Consider the following 22,676-nt stretch of genomic DNA (forward strand, 5'->3'; position numbering starts at 1 on the left):
GAACAGCAGCTTTTGTGACCCTGGAAAATATACTGCCAGCAGGATACCCGGTGGTCAATGATTAAATAGAATGAGGGATGAAGCGAGTTTCAGGGTATGTTACGTTATGAGCAGGCCTTTTTCATAGAATAATGCCCAGAACAACTGCGCGCTCCTCGCCTGATAAAACATTGAAGGTTCGGCACGCCGCACCAATAGACATGGATTCAAGTGCTATACGCTGATTCAGGAGCTTTTGCCGGATGGACGCAGGGGCAAACTCATTCCTGTTTTTATGGCCGATCAGAATAATCTCGGGTTGGCTCTTCATAAGCGGTAATAATGTCTCATCATTCAGACTGGCAAGCGAGGTAACAGGCCAATCCTCGATAATGTTGTGAGGGCTGACGATAACACTGTTAGCGTATACGGTTGAGTTTATTTGAATTTCCATGTCACTATAAGCTTGTATGGTGTATTTATCTGTTGCATCCAGACTGATTTGCATGGTGTTCAATTCATCAATAATTTATACTTGAAACCAGTATAACACAGGGGTTACCAGTATGAGCCAGTTTCCACGCATAAAACGCCTTCCACCCTACGTATTTAATACCCTGAACCAGTTAAAATCCGAAGCAAGGGCGCGTGGAGAGGATGTGATTGATTTTGGCATGGGAAATCCTGATCAGCCAACTCCGGAACATATTGTTGAGAAACTGATTGAAACCGCTCGGCGGGAGGATACCCACCGCTACTCCATGTCGAAAGGCATACCGCGTTTACGCCGCGCGATGGCCAGCTGGTATAAACGCCATTATGACGTGGATCTCGATAGCGAGAAACAGGTATTGACCACGATTGGCTCCAAGGAAGGGCTTGCCCATCTGGCGCTGGCTATCAGTGGACCGGGCGATACGGTATTGGTGCCTGATCCGGCCTATCCGATTCATACCTACGGGTTTATCATCGCAGGCGCCAATGTCAAACAAATACCCCTGATTGATGAGAGCCAGTTCCTAGAGGCCGTGCAGGCGGCCATTGAACAAACCTGGCCGCGTCCCAAGGCGCTGGTTATTAATTTTCCGGCCAATCCAAGTACGCATTGTGTGGATTACGAGTTTTTTGAGCAGGTGGTGGCTCTTGGCAAACGTTATAACATCTGGATTATTCATGATCTGGCTTATGCGGATATTGTTTTTGACGGCTATAAGGCTCCGTCCATACTGCAGGTTCCGGGTGCAGCGGATATCGCCATTGAAACCTACTCATTATCCAAGTCGTATAACATGCCCGGATGGCGAGTCGGTTTCGCCTGTGGTAACGAGGAATTGGTCAGCGCCCTGACTCGTATCAAATCCTACCTTGACTATGGCACGTTTACACCTATTCAAGTGGCTGCTATCGCGGCACTGGAAGGCCCTGACGATTGTGTACATGAAATAAGGGACAGGTATGAACGACGTCGTAATGTGTTATGCGATGGTCTGGAAGAGATAGGGTGGCCTGTGACGCGTCCCAAAGCTACTATGTTTGTCTGGGCCAGTATCCCGGCCTTTTATCGCCATATGGGATCATTGGAGTTTGCAAAATATCTGCTTAAGGAAGCCCATGTGGCCGTCTCCCCGGGGATTGGATTTGGAGCACAGGGCGACGGGCATGTGCGGTTTGGCCTGATAGAAAATACACAGCGAACAAGACAGGCGTTGCGCAATATGAAAATGCTATTCAGACGGGACGGATTTTCACAGGCAGTGTAACTATGAATGTTGTTATCAATGGCGAAATCAGCCATGCTCCGCGCGGCAGTGAACCGCTAACCGGTCAGGGCGATTATTTTCTTAATATTCTACTGGCGCTGGGTTATGACCCCGATTACCCGCCTCTTGGTGCCTGGTTAGAAAAATACAAGGCTCTGGAGGGAAAATGGATCATTGCCACCCCTGTCCATTGGGAAGCGACTCATAACGACGCCATGCTGTTAAATACCGGTAAGGAATGCGGCCTGGATGATAAATTGTCACGCATCTGGTTTGCCGAGGTTTCCCAATTTCTGGCCCAGGACGGTTTCTCGCTCGTTTACGTGGACTCCGAGACATGGTTGTTAGGCGTAGACGGAAAACCGGATATTCATAGTCGGGCTGTGAAACACGTTTTGCATCAGTCGTTAATGCCGGCTTTGGAAGCTATGGACGCGTCTATGTACTGGCAACGCCTGTTTACGGAATTACAAATGTTTCTCGCCTCCCATCCCTTGAATTCCAACCCGGCCCTCGCCGCTTCGGTAAATGGTCTCTGGTTCTGGGGAGGCGGTGATTTGTCTGAAGAACCACCTCAGTCCATAGTGACTGATGATCAGGTTATCCGCCGGATTTTTCCGGGTAGTTTACCCGTCAACCCGCTTCCGGGAGTAGACAGGGAAGCCTTGTGGATACTTCATGAGAACAACACGACACTCATAGACACACTGGCTAAAACAGCCAGAAAATACCAGGTACATTGGTACTGGAATAATATAGCCTGCCGCACATATCCGCGACGCTGGTGGTCAAGATTATGGAGAAGATGATTTTATGCGCATCAAACAACGAAATATTCCTGATATGTCGCCCACGCTGTTGTCACAGCTACCGTCTATATTGCAACGAATTTACGCGTCCCGCGGGATTACCGATGAAGCCCAACTGGACAAACGGCTGCAGACCTTATTGCCTTTCGACACGTTAAAAGACATTGATAAAGCCTGCATACGACTGGAAACGGCGTTCAGGGAACAGCAACGTATGTTGATCATCGGTGATTTTGACGCGGATGGGGCAACGTCAACCGCACTTGCCGTGTCGGCGTTGCGGACGATGGGGGCAAAACAGGTGGATTTTCTTGTTCCCAATCGCTTTGAGTTTGGTTATGGTCTGACGCCGGCCATCGTGGAAGTAGCAAAAAAATGGCAACCGCATTTAATCATCACCGTCGATAATGGTATTTCAAGTATTGACGGTGTTGACGCGGCCAATCAGGCCAATATTGACACGTTGATAACTGATCATCATTTGCCCGGTGAAGAAATTCCCAACGCTTGCGCTATTGTCAACCCCAATCAGGCGGGCGATGACTTTGCAAGCAAATCCATTGCCGGAGTTGGCGTGATCTTTTATGTGATGCTCGCCCTGCGCCGTCATCTGAGCAATGTGAACTGGTTCGCGTCACAAGATATGAACGAACCCAATATGGCGCAGTTTCTGGATCTGGTCGCGTTAGGTACCGTCGCAGATGTCGTTGCCCTGGATCAAAATAACCGTATTCTGGTGAACCAGGGATTAGCCAGAATACGGCAGGGATTATGTCGTCCGGGAATCAAGGCATTGATTGACGTGGCAGGAAGAACCTGTGCCAGATTGCGGGAAAGTGATTTGGGCTATGCTATCGCGCCTCGCCTTAATGCAGCCGGCCGTCTGGATGATATGTCGCTTGGTATTGCCTGTCTGCTAAGCGCTGATGAACGACATGCGCGGACATTGGCCGAGAGGCTTGATGAATTGAATCAGGAGCGGCGAATCATCGAGACGGAAATGAAAGAGCAGGCCATGGCTGGTGTAGAACAGATGATCAAGCGCATAGAGAGCGGGCATCATTTGCCTCTGGCATTATGTTTGATGGACGAGTCATGGCATCAGGGTGTGATTGGTATTTTGGCGGGACGTTTAAAGGAACGTTATCATAGGCCGGTTATCGCTTTCGCCAAGGTGAGCGACACGGAGTTAAAGGGATCGGCGCGCTCGGTTCCCGGTTTAAACATACGGGATGCCCTGGCGGCGGTTGACAAGGATTATCCTGGTTTAATCACTAAATTTGGCGGGCATGCCATGGCGGCCGGCCTCAGTTTACCGCCGCAATCGTTTGACAAATTCCGCGACGCTTTTCTCGCCGAAGTGGGCCGTCATCTGAGTCCGGGTCAATGTGAAGGGGAGCTGTTAACCGATGGGCCGTTGGCGCCGGGAGAATTCAGTCTGGCGACGGCTGATTTGCTACAGCAGGCCGGGCCATGGGGACAATTGTTTCCGGAGCCTTGCTTCGATAATATTTTTGAGGTACTGGAGCAGCGCATTGTAGGACAAAATCACCTGAAACTCAGCGTCGCGCATCCTGAAAGCGGTGAGGTTCTGGATGCTATTGCTTTTAATGTTGACAGGAATCTCTGGCCCAATCACCGTATTAAAGAAATTCATGTGGCTTATAAACTGGATATTAACGTGTATCAGGGACGAACACGCTTGCAACTAATGGTTGAGGCGTTAAATCCGGTAGCCTGACAAGGCGTTTCATCCATTGGTTAAATCAGTTACAATAAGGCATTTGGCACTAATATATCCGTGAAATTGCCTGTTGCTTTACCAGTTAACGCCTTGATTTCGCCACTCTCCGTAGCACCGATGATTGATTGGACTTATACGCATTTTCGAGTGCTCATGCGGCTTCTGGCGCCAAAAGCGCTGCTTTACACCGAAATGCAGACTACCGGCGCCATCATCAACAATCAACACAAGGCGTTGTTTTATCAACCCGTGGAACAGCCTCTTGCCTTGCAGTTGGGCGGCGCTGATGTCTCTGTCCTGGCGACTTGTGCGGCCATGGCCGAAGAACAGGGTTACGCTGAAATCAATCTGAATCTGGGATGTCCGAGTGATCGGGTTCAGGCGGGGCGTTTCGGCGCCTGCATGATGGCGGAACCGGAGCATGTGGTGGCGTGCATTCGTGCCATGAAAGAAGCGGTCAGTATTCCCGTTACCGCCAAAACACGTATTGGTATAGACAGGCAGGACAGTTATGATTTTTTTTCCGCGTTTGCCAATGCCTTGATTGACGCGGGATGCGATAAATTAATCGTGCATGCTCGTAAAGCGTGGTTACATGGTTTAAATCCAAAGCAAAACCGTACGGTGCCTCCGCTTCATTATGATTATGTTTATCGCATAAAAAAAGAAAATCCGGATATCCCCGTTGTTATCAATGGCAATATTGGCGGTATTTCTGAAATCATTACTCACATGAATGATGTCGATGGCGTCATGCTGGGAAGGCTCGCCTGTCAAAATCCGTATGCCCTGGCCGCCATACATCGCTACTTTTACCCCCACGATACCATGCGGACTCGCTTTGATGTTACAAGTCATTATCTGGAGCACGTTATTGCCCAATATGAAAAAGGTGTTTTGCTCAGTGTGCTTCTCAAACCTGTCATGAATATGGCTTTTGGTCTTTCCGGCGCCAAACGCTGGAAAGAGTTGCTGGTTATGGCACAACAAAAAAAATCCATTCACGAACTGGAGCAAGCGGTAAGGCTTCTTGGAGAAATTGAGAGCACTTGTCCGGTTTTTCACGAATGATTGAACGATAAATGGTATTTTTTCCCGATTTCTAGTAAATTAACCGCTTTTGATGTCACTAGGTTCACAGAACCTAACCTAGAGAGGATTAGCAAGGTCATGCTGAATACGTTGATGAAGAAAATGTTTGGTAGCCGTAATGAGCGTACTTTGCGGCGCATGGAAAAAACCGTACAGCATATCAACAATCTGGAAAATCAGACACTGGCGCTATCTGATCAGGAGCTGGCGGCAAAAACAGCGGAATTCAAATCCCGTCTCGCACAAGGTGAAACGCTTGATGAGTTACTGCCGGAAGCGTTTGCGGTTGTGCGGGAGGCATCAAAGCGTACATTAGGGCTTCGCCATTTTGATGTGCAGCTAATTGGCGGTATGGTGCTTCACGAAGGCAATATCGCGGAAATGCGCACCGGTGAAGGTAAAACGCTGGTATCCACGTTACCAGCCTATCTTAACGCCCTTGGCGGCAAAGGTGTTCATATCGTTACGGTCAATGACTATCTGGCCAAACGGGACAGCCTGTGGATGAAACCCATTTATGAGTTTCTGGGGCTAACCGTCGGCGTTATTTCGCCGGATATCTCGCATCAGCAAAAACAGGAAGAATACCGTGCCGATATCGTCTACGGTACGAACAATGAGTTCGGATTTGATTATTTACGTGACAATATGGCATTTAGTCTGACCGATAAAGTGCAACACGAATTAAATTTTGCCATCGTTGACGAAGTCGATTCCATTTTGATTGACGAAGCCCGCACCCCCTTGATCATATCAGGCGCCGCGGAAGGCAGCTCCGAATTATACAATAAAGTGGATAAATTAATTCCGCATTTGGTCAAACAGGAAGTAGAAGGGGATGACGGCGATTATACAGTCGATGAAAAACAGAAACAGGCTCATTTGACAGAAATCGGACATCAACATATTGAGGAGCTTTTAATCAAGGAAGGGTTACTTGAGGAAGGCGACAGTCTTTATCATGCCAGCAATATTATTCTGATGCACCATGTAAACGCGGCTCTCAAGGCCCATGCCATGTTCAATCGTGATGTGGACTATATTGTCAAGGATGGCCAAGTGGTAATTGTTGATGAGCATACCGGAAGAACCATGACCGGTCGGCGGTGGTCGGAAGGATTGCATCAGGCGATCGAGGCCAAGGAAGGGGTGGGTATCCAACATGAAAATCAGACACTCGCGTCAATAACTTTCCAGAATTTTTTCCGATTATACAACAAGTTGTCAGGAATGACCGGTACCGCTGATACCGAAGCCTATGAATTTCAGCAGATTTATAATCTTGAAGTGGTTGTCATTCCAACCAACAAGCCTATGAAACGTCGTGATGAGGCGGATCTCATCTATCTTGGTCTGCAGGATAAATACCAGGCTATCATTGAAGACGTCAAGGATTGCATTGCGCGCAAACAACCCGTGCTTGTAGGGACGGCTTCCATTGAAGCATCGGAGTTACTTAGCCAGTTAATGAAAAAAGCCGGGATTAAGCACCAGGTTTTAAACGCCAAATTTCATGAGAAGGAAGCTCAGATTGTCGCCGAAGCCGGGCGTCCAGCCGTTGTGACTATCGCGACGAATATGGCAGGACGCGGTACGGATATCGTATTGGGCGGCAGCCTTTCCGCGGAATTAGCCATGCTGTCTGAGGATGCCTCCGACAAGGAAAGGCAAGCAATCAGGGAAGACTGGCAAAAACGACATGATGATGTGATTCAGGCGGGAGGTCTTCGGATCATAGGTTCCGAACGGCATGAATCGCGGCGTATTGATAATCAGTTGCGAGGTCGTGCCGGCCGTCAGGGGGATCCGGGAAGCAGCCGTTTTTATTTATCCCTTGATGACAATCTCATGCGAATTTTCGCCTCCGAACGTGTGATCAACATGATGCGCCGCCTGGGTATGAAACCGGGTGAGCCCATCGAGCACAATCTGGTAACCAAAGCTATTGAAAATGCCCAGCGAAAGCTGGAAGGGCATCATTTTGATGTGCGTAAACAATTGCTTGATTATGATAATGTCGCCAATAATCAACGAAAAGTGATTTATTCCCTGCGGGCATCGATTATGGATATGGATGAGCCAAAGGACGTTGTGGAAGGGATGCGTGAAGACGTGGTTTATAACCTGGTTGACAGCTTTATTCCACCCCAGAGTATGGAAGATCAATGGGATCTTCATGGCTTGTCTAAAACATTGCATGAAGATTTTCAGATAAAAGCGGATGTTGAAGACTGGGTAGAGAAAGACCACTCCATTCAGCCGGATCAGATTAGGGAAAAAATCTTTCAATTATGCCTCAGCCATTATCGACAGAAAGAAGAGCACGCCGGACGTGAAGTGCTGGCACAGTTTGAAAAATCAGTTATTCTGCAAACCATCGATAATTATTGGCGTGAACATTTGGCCGCCATGGATCACTTGCGACAAGGGATCCATTTGCGAGGATATGCACAGAAAGATCCGAAACAGGAGTATAAACGGGAAGCGTTTACCTTGTTTAATATGATGCTGGATGGTTTGAAGTATGAAATTATCCGGTTACTCACTTCCGTGGAAGTGCAAACGGAAGAGGATGTTCAGGCTGTAGAGGACAAACGCCGTTCGGAACAAGTGCAGAAAATACAATTACTGCGCGAGGAGGATATGGCTGATTTGACCGAGGAAGAAAAAATAGCTGCGGAACAACAAGTGCCGTTCCGACGGAGCGGGCAAAAAATCGGCCGCAATGATCCTTGTCCTTGTGGTTCCGGTAAAAAATACAAGAGCTGCCATGGAAGTCTGGTGTGACTATCAGGGTCGCTGTTGCAGTAATTCGTGATAAAAATCATCGTATTCTAATTACAAGACGCGCCTTACACGACAGCCATGGAGGGTTCTGGGAGTTTCCCGGCGGCAAACTGGAGGACGGTGAAGATGCGAGACAAGCCTTGTATCGGGAGATTCGGGAAGAAGTTGGCATAGAAATTATTACCAGCCATTTTCTGGGCGACATCAATCATCAATACGAGAATAAATCCGTAACGCTTTCCATATTTATGGTAGAACACTTCAAGGGGCATGCACAATGCCTGGAATCCCAGATTGATTTGCGCTGGGTTGACCAGGCCGAGTTACCGGGCTATCAATTCCCCGCCGCAAATTATGCTATTTTTTCCCTTATTGATAATGCGATGGTTGACAGCGAATCCGTATAACCTTCCACTGATTTGATTCTGTGTCCTTATCTATTTCAAACCGCTAATGTTGGGATGGGCAGGCAGCCGCCCGCCATTACAAGTGTAAATTTTAAACATTCAGTGAAATAAGCTATTCTTAATCTATAGGGAGAGTCTCACAGAAAAATTTGCAGGGATATACAGTATGAAAAAAGCGCTCGTAACAGGGGGCATGGGATTTATAGGTAATCATCTGGTCAGTCGATTACTTGACATGGGTATGACGGTTACCATTCTGGATAAATGTATTCATAAACCGGTCTACAAGGATATTTCAGCCGCGCACATTATTGATGGTGATGTATTATCACGTGAACTGTTAAGCCATTGCCTGCATGAAGTCGATATATGCTATCATCTCGCCGCGATATCCTCTATTGATTTATGTTACCGTGACTGGTTATTCAGTCATGAAAATAATGTCAGGGCCTTTAATGGGTTACTGGATGCCATTCGATTGCAGCACAAGCCTGTGAGGCTGGTATATGCGTCCTCCGCCTCGGTATATGGCAATTACAAGCAACTGCCCCTGCATGAATCCCTTACACCATCACCAATTTCCACGTATGGTGCGGACAAACTCTCGAATGAAATCTATGCTCAGGCCATGCAGGTTATGGCTGATATTAGCTCTATCGGGTTACGTTTTTTTAATGTTTATGGTCCCGGTCAATTGTCTTCTAACCCATATACGGGGGTTATAAGCAGTTTTAAAAAAGCCATGTTCCGCAACATGCCTTTGACCATTTTCGGAGATGGGCAGCAAACACGTGATTTTGTATATATTGATGATGTTGTTGACGCGCTTGTCTTATGTATGAAAGTCAAACATAAATCCGCAGAGGTTTTAAATATTTGCAGCGGGAAAGGTATAACTATTGAATCTCTTGCCAATATGATGATTAAATTGACTAATTATTCCCACGGCCTTCAATATAAGGAAGAACGTCGCGGCGATTTGCGTTGTTCGGTTGGCGATGTTACCAACGCGAAAATTCATCTGGGATTTACCGCCAAGACTCCGATAGAGGCGGGATTACGGTATTTTCTTGATTCTCCCTTCCAGGCGTAGAGCCTGTGTTGTTGGGAAACGAAACCAGGTTCTGTGAACAAAATTTATAGCCACAATAATCAAGCTATAAAGATAAAATGTTGCTATCCTCTTACCCACCTTGATTACCGCGGACAAGCCGCGGTACATCCGGATAAAAAAGATTTGAACAAATTTAAATCATTTAGTGCCCTGGAATCATTAATTCAATGATTGCCATAACGCAACGTGAGCACCGGTTGGATCAGCCAGCACAACAAATTTTCCGTATTCGCCTGCCTGCTTGATCGGCATTTTGGGGATGGCTCCAAGCTGGTTTGCTTTTTCCAGGCTTTTTTCAAGGTCGTCTACCAGGATATAAGACATCCAGTGAGGTGGAATGTTATTTATATTTTCAGTTGGAATTTCCCAAATACCGGCAATTTCCTTGTCACCTGATTTTACGATGGTATAAGTGAAATCACCCATATCATGATCAATATATTCCCAGCCCAGCAACTGGCGGTAAAAATCTTTGGCGGCACCGAGATTCCCGGTAGCCAATTCATTCCAGCAAAATTCTCCATGACTTGGTGTATCTTTCATTGTTATCTCCTTGTCGCGTTATATTTTTTCCTTTATATCGTTGTGAGAGAGATCAGTCCAGCGGTTTTAATTCACCCAGCATGGTTGGAATAAGTTCGGTAACGGTAGGGTGAATGTGGACAGCGTTTTTAATGACGGTATAGGGCGCTTTGGCATACATGATATCCAAAATGGAATGAACAATTTCATCACCGCCAACACCAAGAATCGCAGCACCCAAAATCTGGCTGGTTTCTTCATCGATAATCACTTTCATAAATCCCTGGGGTTCGCCTTTGATGACGGCACGTTTTACCTGGGTCATGGGTCTTTTGGCAATCAATGCTTTTTTGCCCAGGGCACGAACCTGGGCTTCGGTCATTCCGGCACGTCCTAACGGAGGATCAATAAATAAGCCATAGGTTACAATACGGTCACTGATTTTCCTGGGATTATCATCGAGAAGATTGGCGGCGACAATTTCATAATCATTGTAGGACGTATGAGTAAACGCGCCTTTTCCATTACATTCTCCAATGGCCCAGATATGAGGGACGTTTGTCCGGCACTGATCATCAACGACGATAAAATCTCGTTTATCGACCTCCACGCCGGCTTTATCCAGTCCCAAATCCTGTGTGTTGGCCTTTCGTCCGATGGCCAGAAATAAATGTGAGCCCGTCACCTCTTTCTCGGGATCGTTGCAATCCAGTTGTACGGCAACCTGGTCACCTCGTTGTTTCAGGTGGATACATTCCGTGTCTAAACGAATATCAATCCCTTCATTTTCCAGAATATCTTTAACCGCGTCTGATATGTCGGGATCCTCACGGGCAATTAATTTGGGCGCTTTTTCGATAATGGTGACTTTGGAGCCGAACCGGCGATACATCTGGGCAAATTCAAGTCCTATATAACTGCCGCCAATAATAATCAGGTGTTTGGGAAGAAAATCAACATCCATAATGCTTGAGTTGGTGAAATACTCAACGTCATCCAGTCCGGCAATAGGGGGCTCAAAAGCGCGGGCGCCTACGTTTATAAATATCTGATCACCTTCAAGCAATTGATCGCCGACACGAACCAGATGTGGCCCCTCAAAACAGGCATGACCTTTATATACGGTGCAATTCTCTGTGTTTTTCAGCCAGTTTTCTACACCGGTTGTACTTTTGTGTACAATATTGTCCTTACGTTCCTTTACTTTTTTCATATCTACCTTGACCGGCGAGTCCAGGACAATACCGAAATCACCGGCATGCCGCGCAACATGTGCGGCATGGGCACTTGCAACCAGTGTTTTTGTTGGAATGCAGCCGGTATTGACGCAGGTTCCTCCGAATGATTTACGCTCTATAATGGCCACCTGTTTTCCGGCGTTGGCAAATCTTACTGCAAGAGATGGTCCTGCTTGCCCGGTTCCAATGACTATGACATCAAATTTTTTATTCATTATTGTGCGTCCTGACATTAAGGGAAAGTTTTGTTCATGGAGCTTTGGGTATGTGTCTCTAATTTTTTTATAATGACTACTTCAAATGTAGCAAAGACCAGCAAAAATGCCATAGAGGTGACATCGATTCTTTTTTGTAACTATATTTTGTGCATCAAATGACCTATGTATGTCCAAATGGTATTGGAGATACACTCAAAAAACCGTAATTTTTCTAACAGCGCTGTTTTTTGGCAGGTTAGGCCAGGAAATCAACCTGCAGTATGTCTAATTACTGTACTAATTATTTGCTAAAACAGATCGGAAACGAGAATTTGATTAAATTTTGATCTATAGTTATTTGTATGTTAATTGTACAACTGAGTCGATCATGGAAGGTATAATATCAATTCGTTCTATTCAGTTCTTACTTTCTTTCCTGTTAACCGGCGCTATTGGTTACAACAGTTATGCAAACACGTTTGTTTTTAATCCCCGCACGCTCTCCTGGAAAGCGATTAATTCCAACGGCAAAGTGGTTAAATCCGGAAGAGCATCCGGTGGAAGGGGGTACTGTCCGGACATTAAACGCTCTTGTAGAACGCCTACGGGAACCTACCGTATTATAAGTATGAGAGGAGCCAATTGCCGATCAAGCCGCTATCCGGTTGGACGCGGTGGTGCCAAAATGCCCTACTGCATGTTTTTTTCCAAATACTACGCCATTCATGGCTCCTATGATCTGCCCAACTACAATGCTAGTCATGGCTGCGTACGCGTCAGTCCGGGAGCGGCCAAATGGCTGCAGCAAAATTTTATGAGAATAGGCACCAAAGTGATTATCAAATCGTATTGATAATCCACGACCCCATCTACTCGTCGTCCTCCATGCTGAACGAGGAACCACAACCACAGGTTGTTTTGGCATTGGGATTGCGAATAACGAATTGTTCGCCCTGTATACCTTGCACGTAATCAATTTCGGCATCTTTAAGAAACTGGTGGCTCATGGAATCCACCAGCAGCTTTACACAGGATTGTCCATCGGAACAACGTTGCGTGACAACAATATCATCCGGCTGGATAGTCTCATCGAAAGTGAATCCGTACTGGAATCCCGAACAACCGCCTCCGGTAATGTAAACACGCAGATTCAGTCCAGGATTACCTTCCTCCTCGATTAACGAGGCCACTTTATCGGCGGCACTGACAGAAAAATATATATTGGTTACCGTTGTTGGCATTGCATTAATAGCTGCCATATTGTTACTCCAAATCTTGTTTTTAAGGCCTTTTTATAATTGTACCTTATTATCTGATAATTTGTTCAATGATTGCGCCGCCAAGACACTGGTTTTTTGAGTAAAATACAATGTATTGTCCGGGTGTTACCGCTCGTTGCAACTCAGAAAACATCACACAGTGACGTTCATCATATAGCGGTGATATAACACAGGCTTGTTCATGTTGTCGATAGCGTGTTTTGGCAAAACAGGTTATCGGCAAGGCGTTACCATGATTCACCAGCCAATGTATTGGTCCGCACATCAGTCCCTGAGAATACAACAAAGGGTGATCGTTACCCTGAGCTACAATAAGAGTATTGGTTTTTACTTCCTTATCAACCACGTACCAGGGCTCTTCCTTACAGGCATGCTTTCCTCCTATGCCAAGTCCCTGCCGTTGTCCGAGTGTGTAAAACATCAGTCCGTCGTGACGACCGACAATATCACCCCTTGTATCCTTAATATCGCCGGGTCTTGCCAGGATAAACTCCTGCAGAAATTGTTTAAACCGTCTTTCACCGATAAAGCAAATGCCGGTGGAATCTTTTTTGTCTTTGGTCACCAGTCCTAATTCTCTGGCAAACGCGCGAATTTCAGATTTTTGAAAATGGCCTGCGGGAAATAGTGTTTTTGCCAGAGCCTCCGGATCCACGGCATGCAGAAAATAAGTCTGATCCTTGTCTCGATCCTTGGCTTTGAATAATGCGCCGGTACCGTTTTCCATGCGTACTTTGGCATAATGGCCCGTAGCTATGTAATCAGCGCCAAGCGACAGGGCGTGCTCAAGAAAAGCCTTGAATTTTATTTCCTTGTTGCAAAGTACATCAGGATTTGGAGTTCGCCCGTTCTCGTACTCATTAAGAAAATGAGTAAACACATTATCCCAGTACTCTCTGGCAAAATTGACGCTATGCAGAGGAATACGCAACTGATTGCAAACAGCCTGGGCATCCGCCAGATCGTCTGCGGCGGCGCAGTAGCCGTCCGAATCGTCCTGTTCCCAGTTTTTCATGAACAGGCCTTCAACGTCATAGCCTTGTTCTTTTAAAAGCCAGGCACTGACGGAGGAGTCAACGCCGCCGGACATGCCGATAATCACTTTTCCTTTCATTGAGCACAAAATGTATAAAAAAAAATCTATTTTACGTCATAATTAGTAAATATTAAATCGTATTTTAAGATACAATCACTATTTGTCTTACAATTTGAGAAAACCAATGCTTGTTCGTTTGAGATCCGCACCCTTGCAAACACTCCAGCATATCGAGCTGGAGTTGACGGAACGAATACCGTCCTATATTGATAGCCCCGTTAACGTACAATGCGATTACCGGATTGAGCAGAGGGATGATTATTATTTAATGTCACTGGCGGTTTCGGGACATTTGACCGTAGTTTGCCAGCGTTGCCTGCATTCCTTTCCTTATCATTATTCAAATCACACGGATATCGCGATATGCGCCTCGGAAGAAAAGGCTGAAAAATTGATGACGGATTATGATTGTATCGTCGCGCCCAATTATACCATTTCACTGCAAGACCTCATCGCTGATGAGTTATACTTGTACACTCCGGAAAATCACCCGGAAAAAGACACGTGTGATCCCGGAACAACAGCATATATACGTATTGATAATGCGATATAACAAGAAATTCTTGCACTAAGACTTGGATTACCGGCAAAAAATCGGTAATATTCCGTTCCTATGAATACAAATTGCCTAGGAGTAATACAATGGCCGTACAACAAAATAAAAAGTCACGTTCCAGACGTGATATGCGTCGCTCACATGACGCGTTGACCAAACCAACGCTTTCAGTAGACTCTACAACCGGGGAAACTCATCTGCGTCACCACATCACACCGGATGGGTATTATCGCGGAAAAAAAGTTTTAGACACTGATAACGTTTACGAGCAAGAGTAATTCCTTGAAACAAATCACCATTGCTATTGATGCGATGGGCGGGGATCATGGTTTATCTATCGTAATTCCTGCTTGTATACAGACTGCTAAAAGCAACCCTGATTTAAAATTGTTGTTGGTTGGTGATAAAAATCAGGTAAATACGCATCTAAAAAAATATAACCTCGGGAATCCTGAGCAATTTTCGGTTGTACACGCATCCGAAGTTGTGGCCATGGATGAGCTTCCATCGCACGCGATGCGTAACAAAAAGGACTCATCCATGCGTGTGGCTATCAACCTGGTTAAGGAAGGTAAGGCACAGGCTTGCGTCAGTGCGGGAAACACCGGCGCACTGATGGCTACGGCACGATTCGTGTTGAAAACCTTGCCCGGTATTGACCGGCCTGCGATTATCGCCGAACTTCCCACTTTACATGGCAAAACAAGAGTTATTGATCTGGGTGCCAACGTGGATTCCTGTGCGGAGCATCTTTTCCAGTTCGCTGTGATGGGTTCCGCGCTTATTCAGGCTATTGAAAAAAAAACAAAGCCAAGTATCGGTCTCCTCAATATCGGTGTGGAGGAAATCAAGGGGAATGATCAGGTAAAACGTACGGCTCATATGCTTGCGGAATGCAGCCTGATGAACTATGTAGGCTATGTTGAAGGCGACCAGTTCTATTCGGGCGTGGTCGATCTGGTCGTTTGTGATGGATTTGTCGGTAATGTTGCTTTGAAAGCAAGCGAAGGCCTGGCCAAACTGATGCTATCCGTACTCAGGGAAGCCTTTACTAAAAATGTGTTTTCAAAATTAATCGGTTTGATTGCTGCCACTTCGTTAAAACACCTGAAGGCAAGAATGGATCCGGCAAGATATAATGGCGCAAGTTTGCTGGGATTAAATGGCATTGTCGTTAAGAGTCATGGAGGCGCTAATGAGGTGGCTTTCCAAAACGCCATTGAACAGGCAGTATTGCAAGTAAAAAATAATGTGGTTGATCTGGTCAGAGATCAAATCACCGAATTTGTTAACCAGGGTTTGTTGTTATGATCAATGCGGTTATAAATGGAACGGGAAGTTATTTGCCCAGGCGTTCACTTAGTAATAAGGAACTGGAATCAAAACTGGAAACAACCGATGAATGGATCTTTTCAAGAACCGGAATAAGCAGCAGACATATTTCCGATGAACATGAAACGACCTCATTCATGGCCTGCGAAGCCGGCAGGAAAGCTTTGGAAAATTCCGATATCACAGCGGATCAAATTGATTTAATTATTGTTGCAACCTGCACCCCGAATCATTTTTTCCCCAGTATGGCTTGCCATGTTCAAAAGGCGTTGGGCATAACTCGTGCCATACCGGCTTTTGATGTCGGCGCCGCATGCAGCGGATTTGTTTACGCCATGAATGTTGCCAGACAATTTATCGGTACCGGTTCGGCACAGCATGTTCTTGTTATCGGCAGTGAAACCATGTCACAAGCCGTGGACTGGACAGATCGCGCAACGTGCGTGCTTTTTGGCGATGGGGCCGGAGCGGTTATTTTGAGCGCGGGCAAGGAACCTGGAATTATAGCCGGCAAGCTTCATTCTCTCTACGATGCTGATAAATTGTTGACTTATCCCAATACCTACGCTCGAGATGAAAAAGGGCTTATTGGAATGCGCGGCCATGAAGTATTCAAGATTGCCGTTACCATTATGGGAGACATTGTCGATGAAATTCTTAAAGCCAGCCAATTACAGAAAAGCGATATAAACTGGTTAATTCCACATCAGGCAAATATTCGCATCATTCAGGGAATAGCTAAAAAGCTGGATCTTCCCATGTCACAGGTTATTGTTACGATTAAAAATCAAGGCAATACTTCTGCCGCGTCCATACCTCTTGCTCTGGATTTCTCTATACAGGAGAACAAAGTCAAACGAGGGGATTTATTGTTGATTGAATCCTTTGGCGGTGGCATGACCTGGGGCGCCATGGTTATTCGCTACTAACTGGTCGGAGTATTTCTGATATGTCGTCTTTAGCTTATGTTTTTCCCGGACAAGGTTCCCAGTCCGTTGGCATGTTACAGGACCTGGCTGAAAAACAAGCCGTTGTCCGTGATTGCTTTCACCAGGTTTCCGATATCCTGGGGTATGACTTATGGTCACTGGTTCAACAGGGGCCTGAATCAAAATTAAATCAGACGGAATATACCCAGGCTGCCATGTTGACTGCGGACGTAGCCATTTATGAGGTATTAAGAAAATCCGGAATGCCGCAAGCCGAATTGATGGCCGGACATAGTCTTGGCGAGTATGCGGCTTTAACATGCGCCGGCGCCATCTCATTGTCGGATGCCGCCGTTTTGGTGACCAGGCGAGGGCAGCTCATGCAGCAATATGTGCCTGTTGGCCAGGGCGCCATGGCCGCCATAGTCGGTTTAAACGACGAGGATGTGCAGCATCTTTGCGCAGAAAGCAGTAATGGTAACGAGGTTGTCACCCCGGCCAACTTCAACGCGATCGGACAAACCGTTATCGCGGGACATACCAACGCCGTTGAAAAAGCCATTAATCTGGCGATAGCCATGGATGCCAGACTTGCCAGAATTATTCCGGTGAGTGTTCCGTGTCATTGCCCGCTACTTGCAGACGCCGCACTGGAATTCACCGATTATCTGGCTGAAACAGGATTTCATATCCCGCATACGTCTGTGATCAGTAATGTGGATTTGAGCATTTATCATTCCCCTGAACAAATCAGAACCTTGCTTAAAAAGCAGCTATACAGTCCTGTACGTTGGGTTGAAACGATACAACAAATGAAAGAAAAGGGTATTCAATCTTTTATAGAATGTGGCCCAGGCAAAGTGTTAAGCGGCTTGATTAAGCGTATAGACCGATCTTTAAACGTCATGAGTGTTTATGATCAACACAGTCTGGAACAGGTTTTATCTGTTATGGATTTGAATGGTAATAATTGTTAAACGGGATTCATCATGATTAATTTAGATGGGAAAATTGCTCTGGTAACAGGTGCCAGTCGCGGCATAGGCCAGGGTATTGCATTAAAACTTGCTGAATGCGGAGCCCATATTATAGGGACGGCCACCAGTGACAGAGGCGCACAAGCCATTACGTCAACCTTTACTGAAAAAAATCTTTCAGGTGAGGGTAAAAAACTTGACGTGACCTGCAAGGATAGCATTGATCATTTAATGTCCGTTTTGGCTGATGAAAATAAAATGCCGTCTATACTTATTAATAACGCCGGGATTACTCATGATAACCTGTTATTACGGATGGAAGATGAAGAGTGGTTCAAGGTTATTGAAACCAATCTGAATTCTGTTTTCCGTTTAAGCAAACATTGTATAAAATCCATGTTTCGTGCCAGATGGGGTCGTATCATTACCATAGGTTCGGTTGCAGGATCCAGTGGAAATTCAGGACAGACAAACTATACTGCGGCAAAAGCCGGAGTGATCGGGTTTACTCGTTCTCTGGCGCAGGAAATTGCCAGCCGTAATATTACAGTTAATGTCGTTGCTCCCGGAGGTATCGATACGGATATGACGAGCGGATTACCGGATATGGTTAAAGATGAGATGATAAAACGGATACCTATGAAGCGATTGGGGAGTGTCCAGGATATTGCTGAAATAGTGGCCTTTTTAGCATCAGACAAGGCAAATTATATTACAGGTGAAACAATTCATGTCAATGGCGGTATGTATATGGATTAAATAGGCTTGCGTTATTTGAAGAATTGAATAAACTACCCTGCAAGAATTTTTATAACCTAAGAGGATAAACAAGTTATGAGTACAGTTGAAGAACGAGTTCGCAAGATTGTTGTTGAACAATTGGGCGTTAAGGAAGAGGAATTAAAAAACGACGCATCGTTTGTTGATGACCTGGGTGCAGACTCTCTTGACACTGTTGAATTGGTGATGGCTCTTGAAGAAGAGTTTGAAACTGAAATACCGGATGAAAAAGCGGAAAAAATTACGACCATTCAAGAAGCTATCGATTACATCGAAGCGAATATGAATAAAGAAGAAGCTTAAGAGTTGAGGAGTATTCATTGAGTAAGCGGCGTGTTGTTGTGACTGGCATGGGGATGGTTACCCCTGTCGGTCTTAATGTAGAGCAAACCTGGCAAAGTATATTGGCGGGAGTCAGTGGCGTTGGTCCGGTTGAAGGATTCGATACTACGGATTATTCGACCAGAATTTGGGCCAAGGTTAAAAATTTCAACATTGAAAATTATGTGCCGCTGAAAGATGCTCGCAAAATGGATTTATTTACTCAATACGGTATTGCCGCGGCTGATGAGGCGCTAGCCAATTCCGGATTGACGGTAGATGACACACTCTCTCTGAGAGCCGGTGTGGCGGTTGGCGCCGGGATTGGTGGTATAGAAACAATCACCAACAATCAGGACAAACTGGTAAGCGGAGGACCGAGAAAGGTATCCCCGTTTTTTATACCGGCAGGTATTATCAATATGGTTGCCGGACAGATTTCTATTAAGTATCAATTAAAAGGCCCTAATATTTCAGTGGTTACGGCATGTACGACCGGTACGCATAACATTGGAATAGCGGGACGAATGATTGCTTATGGTGATGCAGATGTCATGGTCTGTGGCGGTGCGGAAATGACCACTACGCCGTTATGCCTGGCCGGATTTTCAGCGGTTCGCTCTCTGTCAAAACGTAACGACGAACCTGAAAAGGCATCGCGCCCCTGGGATAAGGATCGCGATGGATTTGTTATGGGTGAGGGTGCCGGTATATTGGTTCTGGAGGAATATGAACACGCTAAGGCTCGTGGCGCTACCATTTATGCGGAATTGATCGGATTCGGTATGTCAGGCGATGCGTTTCATATTACGGCACCTGACGAAGATGCCGATGGTGCATCGCGCTCTATGGAAGCCGCCTTGCATGACGCGCAACTTTCTCCATCGAGCGTTGATTACATCAATGCCCATGGGACGTCTACCTATCTTAATGATTTGAATGAGACAAAAGCGGTTAAACGTGTTTTTGCTGATCATGCCTATAAACTGGCAATCAGTTCAACCAAGTCCATGACCGGGCATCTGCTTGGCGCCGCCGGTGCCGTTGAAGCCATTTTCAGTATTCTGGCCCTTCGTGATCAGGTTGCACCACCCACTATAAACCTTGATAATCCTGATGAAGGGTGTGATTTAAATTATGTGGCCCATGAAGCCCAATACCGGAAAATCGATTACACATTAAGTAACTCACTTGGATTTGGCGGAACGAATGGAAGTTTGCTCTTTAAGCGTTTGTAGATGAAACAACGAGTAATTATAAGGTTTTTCAGTATTGTCATCCTGGCAGGGCTGATTGGTGTCGCATTATTTACCTATAACATTAACTCATTGTTAACCCGTCCGATGTTGCAGGACGGTAAACCACCGGTTTTGTTGACAGTGAAGCCCAATGCCACCGCTAACTCGGTGGTTAATAATCTCTATGATTTAAAGCTTATCAGGAATAAAAAATTATTTTTGGCACTTGTTCGTGTTCAGGGGGTCACTAACCGGCTAAAAGCCGGTATTTATCAGGTCTTGCCAGGTGAAACACCGCAACAGTTGCTCACTAAAATAGTTCAGGGTAACGTTCTGGTTGAATCGTTTCAGATTATTGAGGGTAGTACTTTACAGCAGGTGATGAATAATCTGCAACATGCTCCGTTTCTAAATTTTAATACGGATGATCTGCAAACGTTGTCAGCACCGTTTACAAGTCCGGAAGGACTATTGCTGGCTGATACGTATAATTACGATGCCGGAGACGATGCCAGTTTACTACTCAAAACAGCGAATAAAAACCTTCTGGAGTATCTAAAGTCCGCATGGGACAGCAGAAGTCCGGGATTACCTTATACCTCTCCCTATCAAATGCTTATTGCCGCCTCTATTCTTGAAAAGGAAACGGCTATTGCCGAGGAGCGTCGATTGATAGCGGGTGTCATTGTTAATCGCCTTACCCGCAATATGCCATTACAGATGGATCCCACCGTCATTTATGGATTAGGCGCCCGGTATAAAGGCAAATTGACACACGACGATTTAGGTGTGGACTCGCCTTATAATACCTACCGTCGCCGCGGTTTGCCTCCGACCCCTATAGCTATGGTCGGTAAAGATGCGATTGATGCGGCGGCACATCCGATAAAAAATAATTACATTTATTTTGTTGCGAAGGGAGATGGTTCTCACCAGTTTTCCGAAACATACAGCCAGCAGAAAAAAGCCATTTTGTATTATAAATACAAGATCAAGGAACCATCATGAGGCCAGGAAAGTTTATCGTTGTGGAAGGATTGGAGGGAGCGGGAAAGTCTACCGTCATTCACACCTTGCAAAAATACCTGGAAACAAAAGTATCCAATATCATAATAACCAGGGAACCCGGTGGAACCCGGGTCGGTGAAATGGTTCGTACTCTGATCAAGGATCACGGTGGTGAGCCGCTAGACAGCCGTACCGAACTACTATTGCTGTATGCGGCAAGAACTCAACTGGTCGAACAAGTCATACGTCCCGCATTGGAAAAAGGGCATTGGATCATCGCTGATCGTTTTGAATTGTCAACCTATGCTTATCAGGGCGGAGGGCGTCATATCAACAGGGATACGATAAAAACCATTTCATCTATTTCCTTACAGGGTTTTCGCCCTGATCTCATTCTTTTTCTGGATATTAAACCGCAGCAAGGTTTAAGCCGGGTCAGGAAACGAGGAGAGTACGATAGGATAGAACAGGAGTCCCCCGCATTTTTTAATGATGTGTATGACGCGTATCATCAAATGATACGGGACATGGACAACGTTGTGATCATTGATGCTCATCAGGCGCAAGACATAGTACAAGACCTGGTGTTGCGTGGTCTTGAAAAGTTTATGGAGTCTCATGTCTGAATACCCAATGATTACCAGGCAGATGACACGCCTGCAAGAAAGCCATGCGAAAAACAAACTTGCCCATGCCTTGCTTTTTCTTGCGGACAAGTCTACTGAAATTCAGGAATTTATCCTGCAATTGAGTATGATGTTGCTGTGTCGCCAAACCAATGCGCCATGCCGGACATGCCAATCATGTCAACTAATAATGATCGACAGCCATCCGGATATAACCAAAACACAGCCCGAAAAAGCCGGGGGTATGATTAAAATTGATCAAATACGGGAATTGACTAATACCATTTTTACATCACCGCAACTTGGCAATCATCGGATTGTAATCCTGCAACCGGCCGACAGTATGAATCATGCTGCAGCCAACGCGTTATTGAAAATTCTTGAGGAACCGCCTGACGGAGTTTATTTTTTCCTCACTGCCAGACATTTAAGCACTATTCCCCCAACCATCATCAGTCGCTGCCAGTTATGGCGTTTGTCCGATACCTCGGTTCATTGTCAGAATTATCTGGAGTTCGGAACTCGATGCCTTGGCGATAAGGAAATGGAGCGCGTTTTCAGTGATCGTGACCAATTAATTCAGGATCTGGACGGGTTGTCAGGTCATCGTCATTCTGTTTGCTCTCTGGCAGCAGAGTGGTCAAAGTATGAGCTCAAGGCGTTACTGGCTTTTCTCTACCTGTTAAACGCTCAAATAATAGCTGTAAAACTACATCAAACCACGGCATTACCCACGATGTCATCCATAGCCAATCGACTGCAATTAACGGATTTATTTAAACAAATTGATAAAATTAATACCATAGTTAAAAAAATCAACCATACTATCAATGTGAACCAGTTGCTTTCACTAGAAACTATTTTATCAGGTTACATGCCATAAT

General features: G+C 45.7%; 24 protein-coding genes. 19 read left to right on the plus strand and 5 right to left on the minus strand.

The genetic code is table 11. From position 1 onward, the window contains the following. Nucleotides 1–121: 121 nt before the first annotated feature. Nucleotides 122–487 (minus strand): Mth938-like domain-containing protein, encoded by a 366-nt coding sequence (locus tag CKW05_RS07320; RefSeq protein ID WP_058483443.1) that lies wholly within the window; start codon nt 485–487, stop codon nt 122–124. A gap of 58 nt (nt 488–545) precedes the next feature. Between CKW05_RS07320 and alaC the strand changes: the two genes are divergently transcribed. The 7 genes from alaC to CKW05_RS07355 all read left to right on the plus strand — a co-directional run bounded on the left by alaC (nt 546) and on the right by CKW05_RS07355 (nt 9,671). Beyond that, nucleotides 546–1,739, plus strand: coding sequence for an alanine transaminase (gene alaC / locus CKW05_RS07325; protein WP_058483444.1), 1,194 nt, complete (start codon nt 546–548; stop codon nt 1,737–1,739). Between the two features lie 2 nt (nt 1,740–1,741). Next, a complete protein-coding gene (locus CKW05_RS07330) occupies nt 1,742–2,548 on the plus strand; it encodes a hypothetical protein (RefSeq protein ID WP_058483445.1) in 807 nt (268 codons plus the stop codon). A gap of 4 nt (nt 2,549–2,552) precedes the next feature. After that, a complete protein-coding gene (gene recJ / locus CKW05_RS07335) occupies nt 2,553–4,289 on the plus strand; it encodes a single-stranded-DNA-specific exonuclease RecJ (protein WP_058483446.1) in 1,737 nt (578 codons plus the stop codon). Nucleotides 4,290–4,409: 120 nt separating this feature from the next. After that, complete coding sequence (gene dusA, locus CKW05_RS07340; RefSeq protein WP_082642768.1) at nt 4,410–5,363, plus strand: tRNA dihydrouridine(20/20a) synthase DusA; 954 nt, start codon at nt 4,410–4,412, stop codon at nt 5,361–5,363. Between the two features lie 99 nt (nt 5,364–5,462). Continuing rightward, nucleotides 5,463–8,171, plus strand: a complete 2,709-nt coding sequence (gene secA / locus CKW05_RS07345) for a preprotein translocase subunit SecA (protein WP_058483447.1) — start codon at nt 5,463–5,465, stop codon at nt 8,169–8,171. Beyond that, the gene (gene mutT / locus CKW05_RS07350; protein ID WP_058483448.1) at nt 8,168–8,578 is read left to right on the plus strand and encodes an 8-oxo-dGTP diphosphatase MutT; all 411 of its coding nucleotides are present in this window, start codon (nt 8,168–8,170) and stop codon (nt 8,576–8,578) included. The genes secA and mutT overlap by 4 nt, the downstream gene beginning before the upstream one ends. Nucleotides 8,579–8,744: 166 nt before the next feature. After that, a complete protein-coding gene (locus CKW05_RS07355; protein ID WP_058483449.1) occupies nt 8,745–9,671 on the plus strand; it encodes an NAD-dependent epimerase/dehydratase family protein in 927 nt (308 codons plus the stop codon). 180 nt (nt 9,672–9,851) lie between these two features. Here the strand turns inward: CKW05_RS07355 and CKW05_RS07360 are convergent, their stop codons facing one another. Both CKW05_RS07360 and CKW05_RS07365 read right to left on the minus strand, forming a co-directional pair. Beyond that, nucleotides 9,852–10,235 (minus strand): VOC family protein, encoded by a 384-nt coding sequence (locus CKW05_RS07360; protein WP_058483450.1) that lies wholly within the window; start codon nt 10,233–10,235, stop codon nt 9,852–9,854. Nucleotides 10,236–10,287: 52 nt separating this feature from the next. Next, complete coding sequence (locus CKW05_RS07365; RefSeq protein ID WP_058483451.1) at nt 10,288–11,667, minus strand: FAD-containing oxidoreductase; 1,380 nt, start codon at nt 11,665–11,667, stop codon at nt 10,288–10,290. A 370-nt stretch (nt 11,668–12,037) separates the two neighbouring features. On the opposite strand from CKW05_RS07365, the gene CKW05_RS07370 reads away from it, so the two are divergent. Next, entirely contained in the window at nt 12,038–12,502 is a 465-nt protein-coding gene (locus CKW05_RS07370) for a L,D-transpeptidase (RefSeq protein WP_082642769.1), read from the plus strand. Nucleotides 12,503–12,518: 16 nt separating this feature from the next. Here CKW05_RS07370 and erpA read toward each other — a convergent pair whose 3' ends face one another. Both erpA and mnmA read right to left on the minus strand, forming a co-directional pair. Continuing rightward, nucleotides 12,519–12,908 (minus strand): iron-sulfur cluster insertion protein ErpA, encoded by a 390-nt coding sequence (gene erpA, locus CKW05_RS07375; RefSeq protein WP_058483452.1) that lies wholly within the window; start codon nt 12,906–12,908, stop codon nt 12,519–12,521. A gap of 49 nt (nt 12,909–12,957) precedes the next feature. Further along, nucleotides 12,958–14,043, minus strand: coding sequence for a tRNA 2-thiouridine(34) synthase MnmA (mnmA, locus tag CKW05_RS07380; protein WP_058483453.1), 1,086 nt, complete (start codon nt 14,041–14,043; stop codon nt 12,958–12,960). A 106-nt stretch (nt 14,044–14,149) separates the two neighbouring features. Here mnmA and CKW05_RS07385 point away from each other — a divergent pair, with 106 nt between their 5' ends. The 11 genes from CKW05_RS07385 to CKW05_RS07435 all read left to right on the plus strand — a co-directional run bounded on the left by CKW05_RS07385 (nt 14,150) and on the right by CKW05_RS07435 (nt 22,675). After that, entirely contained in the window at nt 14,150–14,578 is a 429-nt protein-coding gene (locus CKW05_RS07385) for a YceD family protein (RefSeq protein WP_058483454.1), read from the plus strand. A gap of 89 nt (nt 14,579–14,667) precedes the next feature. Continuing rightward, on the plus strand, nt 14,668–14,859 hold the full coding sequence (gene rpmF / locus CKW05_RS07390; RefSeq protein WP_058483455.1) for a 50S ribosomal protein L32: 192 nt from the start codon (nt 14,668–14,670) through the stop codon (nt 14,857–14,859). 4 nt (nt 14,860–14,863) lie between these two features. Further along, nucleotides 14,864–15,892, plus strand: a complete 1,029-nt coding sequence (plsX, locus tag CKW05_RS07395; RefSeq protein WP_058483456.1) for a phosphate acyltransferase PlsX — start codon at nt 14,864–14,866, stop codon at nt 15,890–15,892. Next, nucleotides 15,889–16,842 carry a beta-ketoacyl-ACP synthase III gene (locus CKW05_RS07400; protein WP_058483457.1) on the plus strand — a complete coding sequence of 318 codons (954 nt, stop codon included), beginning with the start codon at nt 15,889–15,891 and terminating at the stop codon, nt 16,840–16,842. The genes plsX and CKW05_RS07400 overlap by 4 nt, the downstream gene beginning before the upstream one ends. A gap of 20 nt (nt 16,843–16,862) precedes the next feature. Continuing rightward, nucleotides 16,863–17,819: an ACP S-malonyltransferase gene (fabD, locus tag CKW05_RS07405; RefSeq protein ID WP_058483458.1), complete on the plus strand. Its 957-nt coding sequence runs from the start codon at nt 16,863–16,865 to the stop codon at nt 17,817–17,819. A gap of 12 nt (nt 17,820–17,831) precedes the next feature. Beyond that, nucleotides 17,832–18,578, plus strand: a complete 747-nt coding sequence (gene fabG, locus CKW05_RS07410; RefSeq protein ID WP_058483459.1) for a 3-oxoacyl-ACP reductase FabG — start codon at nt 17,832–17,834, stop codon at nt 18,576–18,578. 75 nt (nt 18,579–18,653) lie between these two features. Further along, nucleotides 18,654–18,902 (plus strand): acyl carrier protein, encoded by a 249-nt coding sequence (gene acpP, locus CKW05_RS07415; RefSeq protein WP_058483460.1) that lies wholly within the window; start codon nt 18,654–18,656, stop codon nt 18,900–18,902. Nucleotides 18,903–18,919: 17 nt separating this feature from the next. Continuing rightward, on the plus strand, nt 18,920–20,158 hold the full coding sequence (gene fabF, locus CKW05_RS07420) for a beta-ketoacyl-ACP synthase II (RefSeq protein WP_058483461.1): 1,239 nt from the start codon (nt 18,920–18,922) through the stop codon (nt 20,156–20,158). Beyond that, nucleotides 20,159–21,166 (plus strand): endolytic transglycosylase MltG, encoded by a 1,008-nt coding sequence (mltG, locus tag CKW05_RS07425; RefSeq protein WP_058483462.1) that lies wholly within the window; start codon nt 20,159–20,161, stop codon nt 21,164–21,166. After that, nucleotides 21,163–21,792: a dTMP kinase gene (gene tmk / locus CKW05_RS07430; protein ID WP_058483463.1), complete on the plus strand. Its 630-nt coding sequence runs from the start codon at nt 21,163–21,165 to the stop codon at nt 21,790–21,792. The genes mltG and tmk overlap by 4 nt, the downstream gene beginning before the upstream one ends. After that, the gene (locus CKW05_RS07435) at nt 21,785–22,675 is read left to right on the plus strand and encodes a DNA polymerase III subunit delta' C-terminal domain-containing protein (protein WP_058483464.1); all 891 of its coding nucleotides are present in this window, start codon (nt 21,785–21,787) and stop codon (nt 22,673–22,675) included. The genes tmk and CKW05_RS07435 overlap by 8 nt, the downstream gene beginning before the upstream one ends. Nucleotide 22,676: the final 1 nt, after the last annotated feature.

Origin of the sequence: Legionella spiritensis, assembly GCF_900186965.1 — a bacterium.
In the GTDB taxonomy this organism is placed as follows: domain Bacteria; phylum Pseudomonadota; class Gammaproteobacteria; order Legionellales; family Legionellaceae; genus Legionella_C; species Legionella_C spiritensis.

Excerpts from the sequence above, each read along its gene's own strand:
- CKW05_RS07320 (WP_058483443.1), bottom strand. The coding sequence starts at position 487 with ATGCAAATCAGTCTGGATGCAACAGATAAATACACCATACAAGCTTAT.
- alaC (WP_058483444.1), top strand. The coding sequence starts at position 546 with ATGAGCCAGTTTCCACGCATAAAACGCCTTCCACCCTACGTATTTAAT.
- CKW05_RS07330 (WP_058483445.1), top strand. The coding sequence starts at position 1,742 with ATGAATGTTGTTATCAATGGCGAAATCAGCCATGCTCCGCGCGGCAGT.
- recJ (WP_058483446.1), top strand. The coding sequence starts at position 2,553 with ATGCGCATCAAACAACGAAATATTCCTGATATGTCGCCCACGCTGTTG.
- dusA (WP_082642768.1), top strand. The coding sequence starts at position 4,410 with ATGATTGATTGGACTTATACGCATTTTCGAGTGCTCATGCGGCTTCTG.
- secA (WP_058483447.1), top strand. The coding sequence starts at position 5,463 with ATGCTGAATACGTTGATGAAGAAAATGTTTGGTAGCCGTAATGAGCGT.
- CKW05_RS07355 (WP_058483449.1), top strand. The coding sequence starts at position 8,745 with ATGAAAAAAGCGCTCGTAACAGGGGGCATGGGATTTATAGGTAATCAT.
- CKW05_RS07360 (WP_058483450.1), bottom strand. The coding sequence starts at position 10,235 with ATGAAAGATACACCAAGTCATGGAGAATTTTGCTGGAATGAATTGGCT.
- CKW05_RS07365 (WP_058483451.1), bottom strand. The coding sequence starts at position 11,667 with ATGAATAAAAAATTTGATGTCATAGTCATTGGAACCGGGCAAGCAGGA.
- CKW05_RS07370 (WP_082642769.1), top strand. The coding sequence starts at position 12,038 with ATGGAAGGTATAATATCAATTCGTTCTATTCAGTTCTTACTTTCTTTC.
- erpA (WP_058483452.1), bottom strand. The coding sequence starts at position 12,908 with ATGGCAGCTATTAATGCAATGCCAACAACGGTAACCAATATATATTTT.
- mnmA (WP_058483453.1), bottom strand. The coding sequence starts at position 14,043 with ATGAAAGGAAAAGTGATTATCGGCATGTCCGGCGGCGTTGACTCCTCC.
- CKW05_RS07385 (WP_058483454.1), top strand. The coding sequence starts at position 14,150 with ATGCTTGTTCGTTTGAGATCCGCACCCTTGCAAACACTCCAGCATATC.
- rpmF (WP_058483455.1), top strand. The coding sequence starts at position 14,668 with ATGGCCGTACAACAAAATAAAAAGTCACGTTCCAGACGTGATATGCGT.
- CKW05_RS07400 (WP_058483457.1), top strand. The coding sequence starts at position 15,889 with ATGATCAATGCGGTTATAAATGGAACGGGAAGTTATTTGCCCAGGCGT.
- fabD (WP_058483458.1), top strand. The coding sequence starts at position 16,863 with ATGTCGTCTTTAGCTTATGTTTTTCCCGGACAAGGTTCCCAGTCCGTT.
- fabG (WP_058483459.1), top strand. The coding sequence starts at position 17,832 with ATGATTAATTTAGATGGGAAAATTGCTCTGGTAACAGGTGCCAGTCGC.
- acpP (WP_058483460.1), top strand. The coding sequence starts at position 18,654 with ATGAGTACAGTTGAAGAACGAGTTCGCAAGATTGTTGTTGAACAATTG.
- mltG (WP_058483462.1), top strand. The coding sequence starts at position 20,159 with ATGAAACAACGAGTAATTATAAGGTTTTTCAGTATTGTCATCCTGGCA.
- tmk (WP_058483463.1), top strand. The coding sequence starts at position 21,163 with ATGAGGCCAGGAAAGTTTATCGTTGTGGAAGGATTGGAGGGAGCGGGA.
- CKW05_RS07435 (WP_058483464.1), top strand. The coding sequence starts at position 21,785 with ATGTCTGAATACCCAATGATTACCAGGCAGATGACACGCCTGCAAGAA.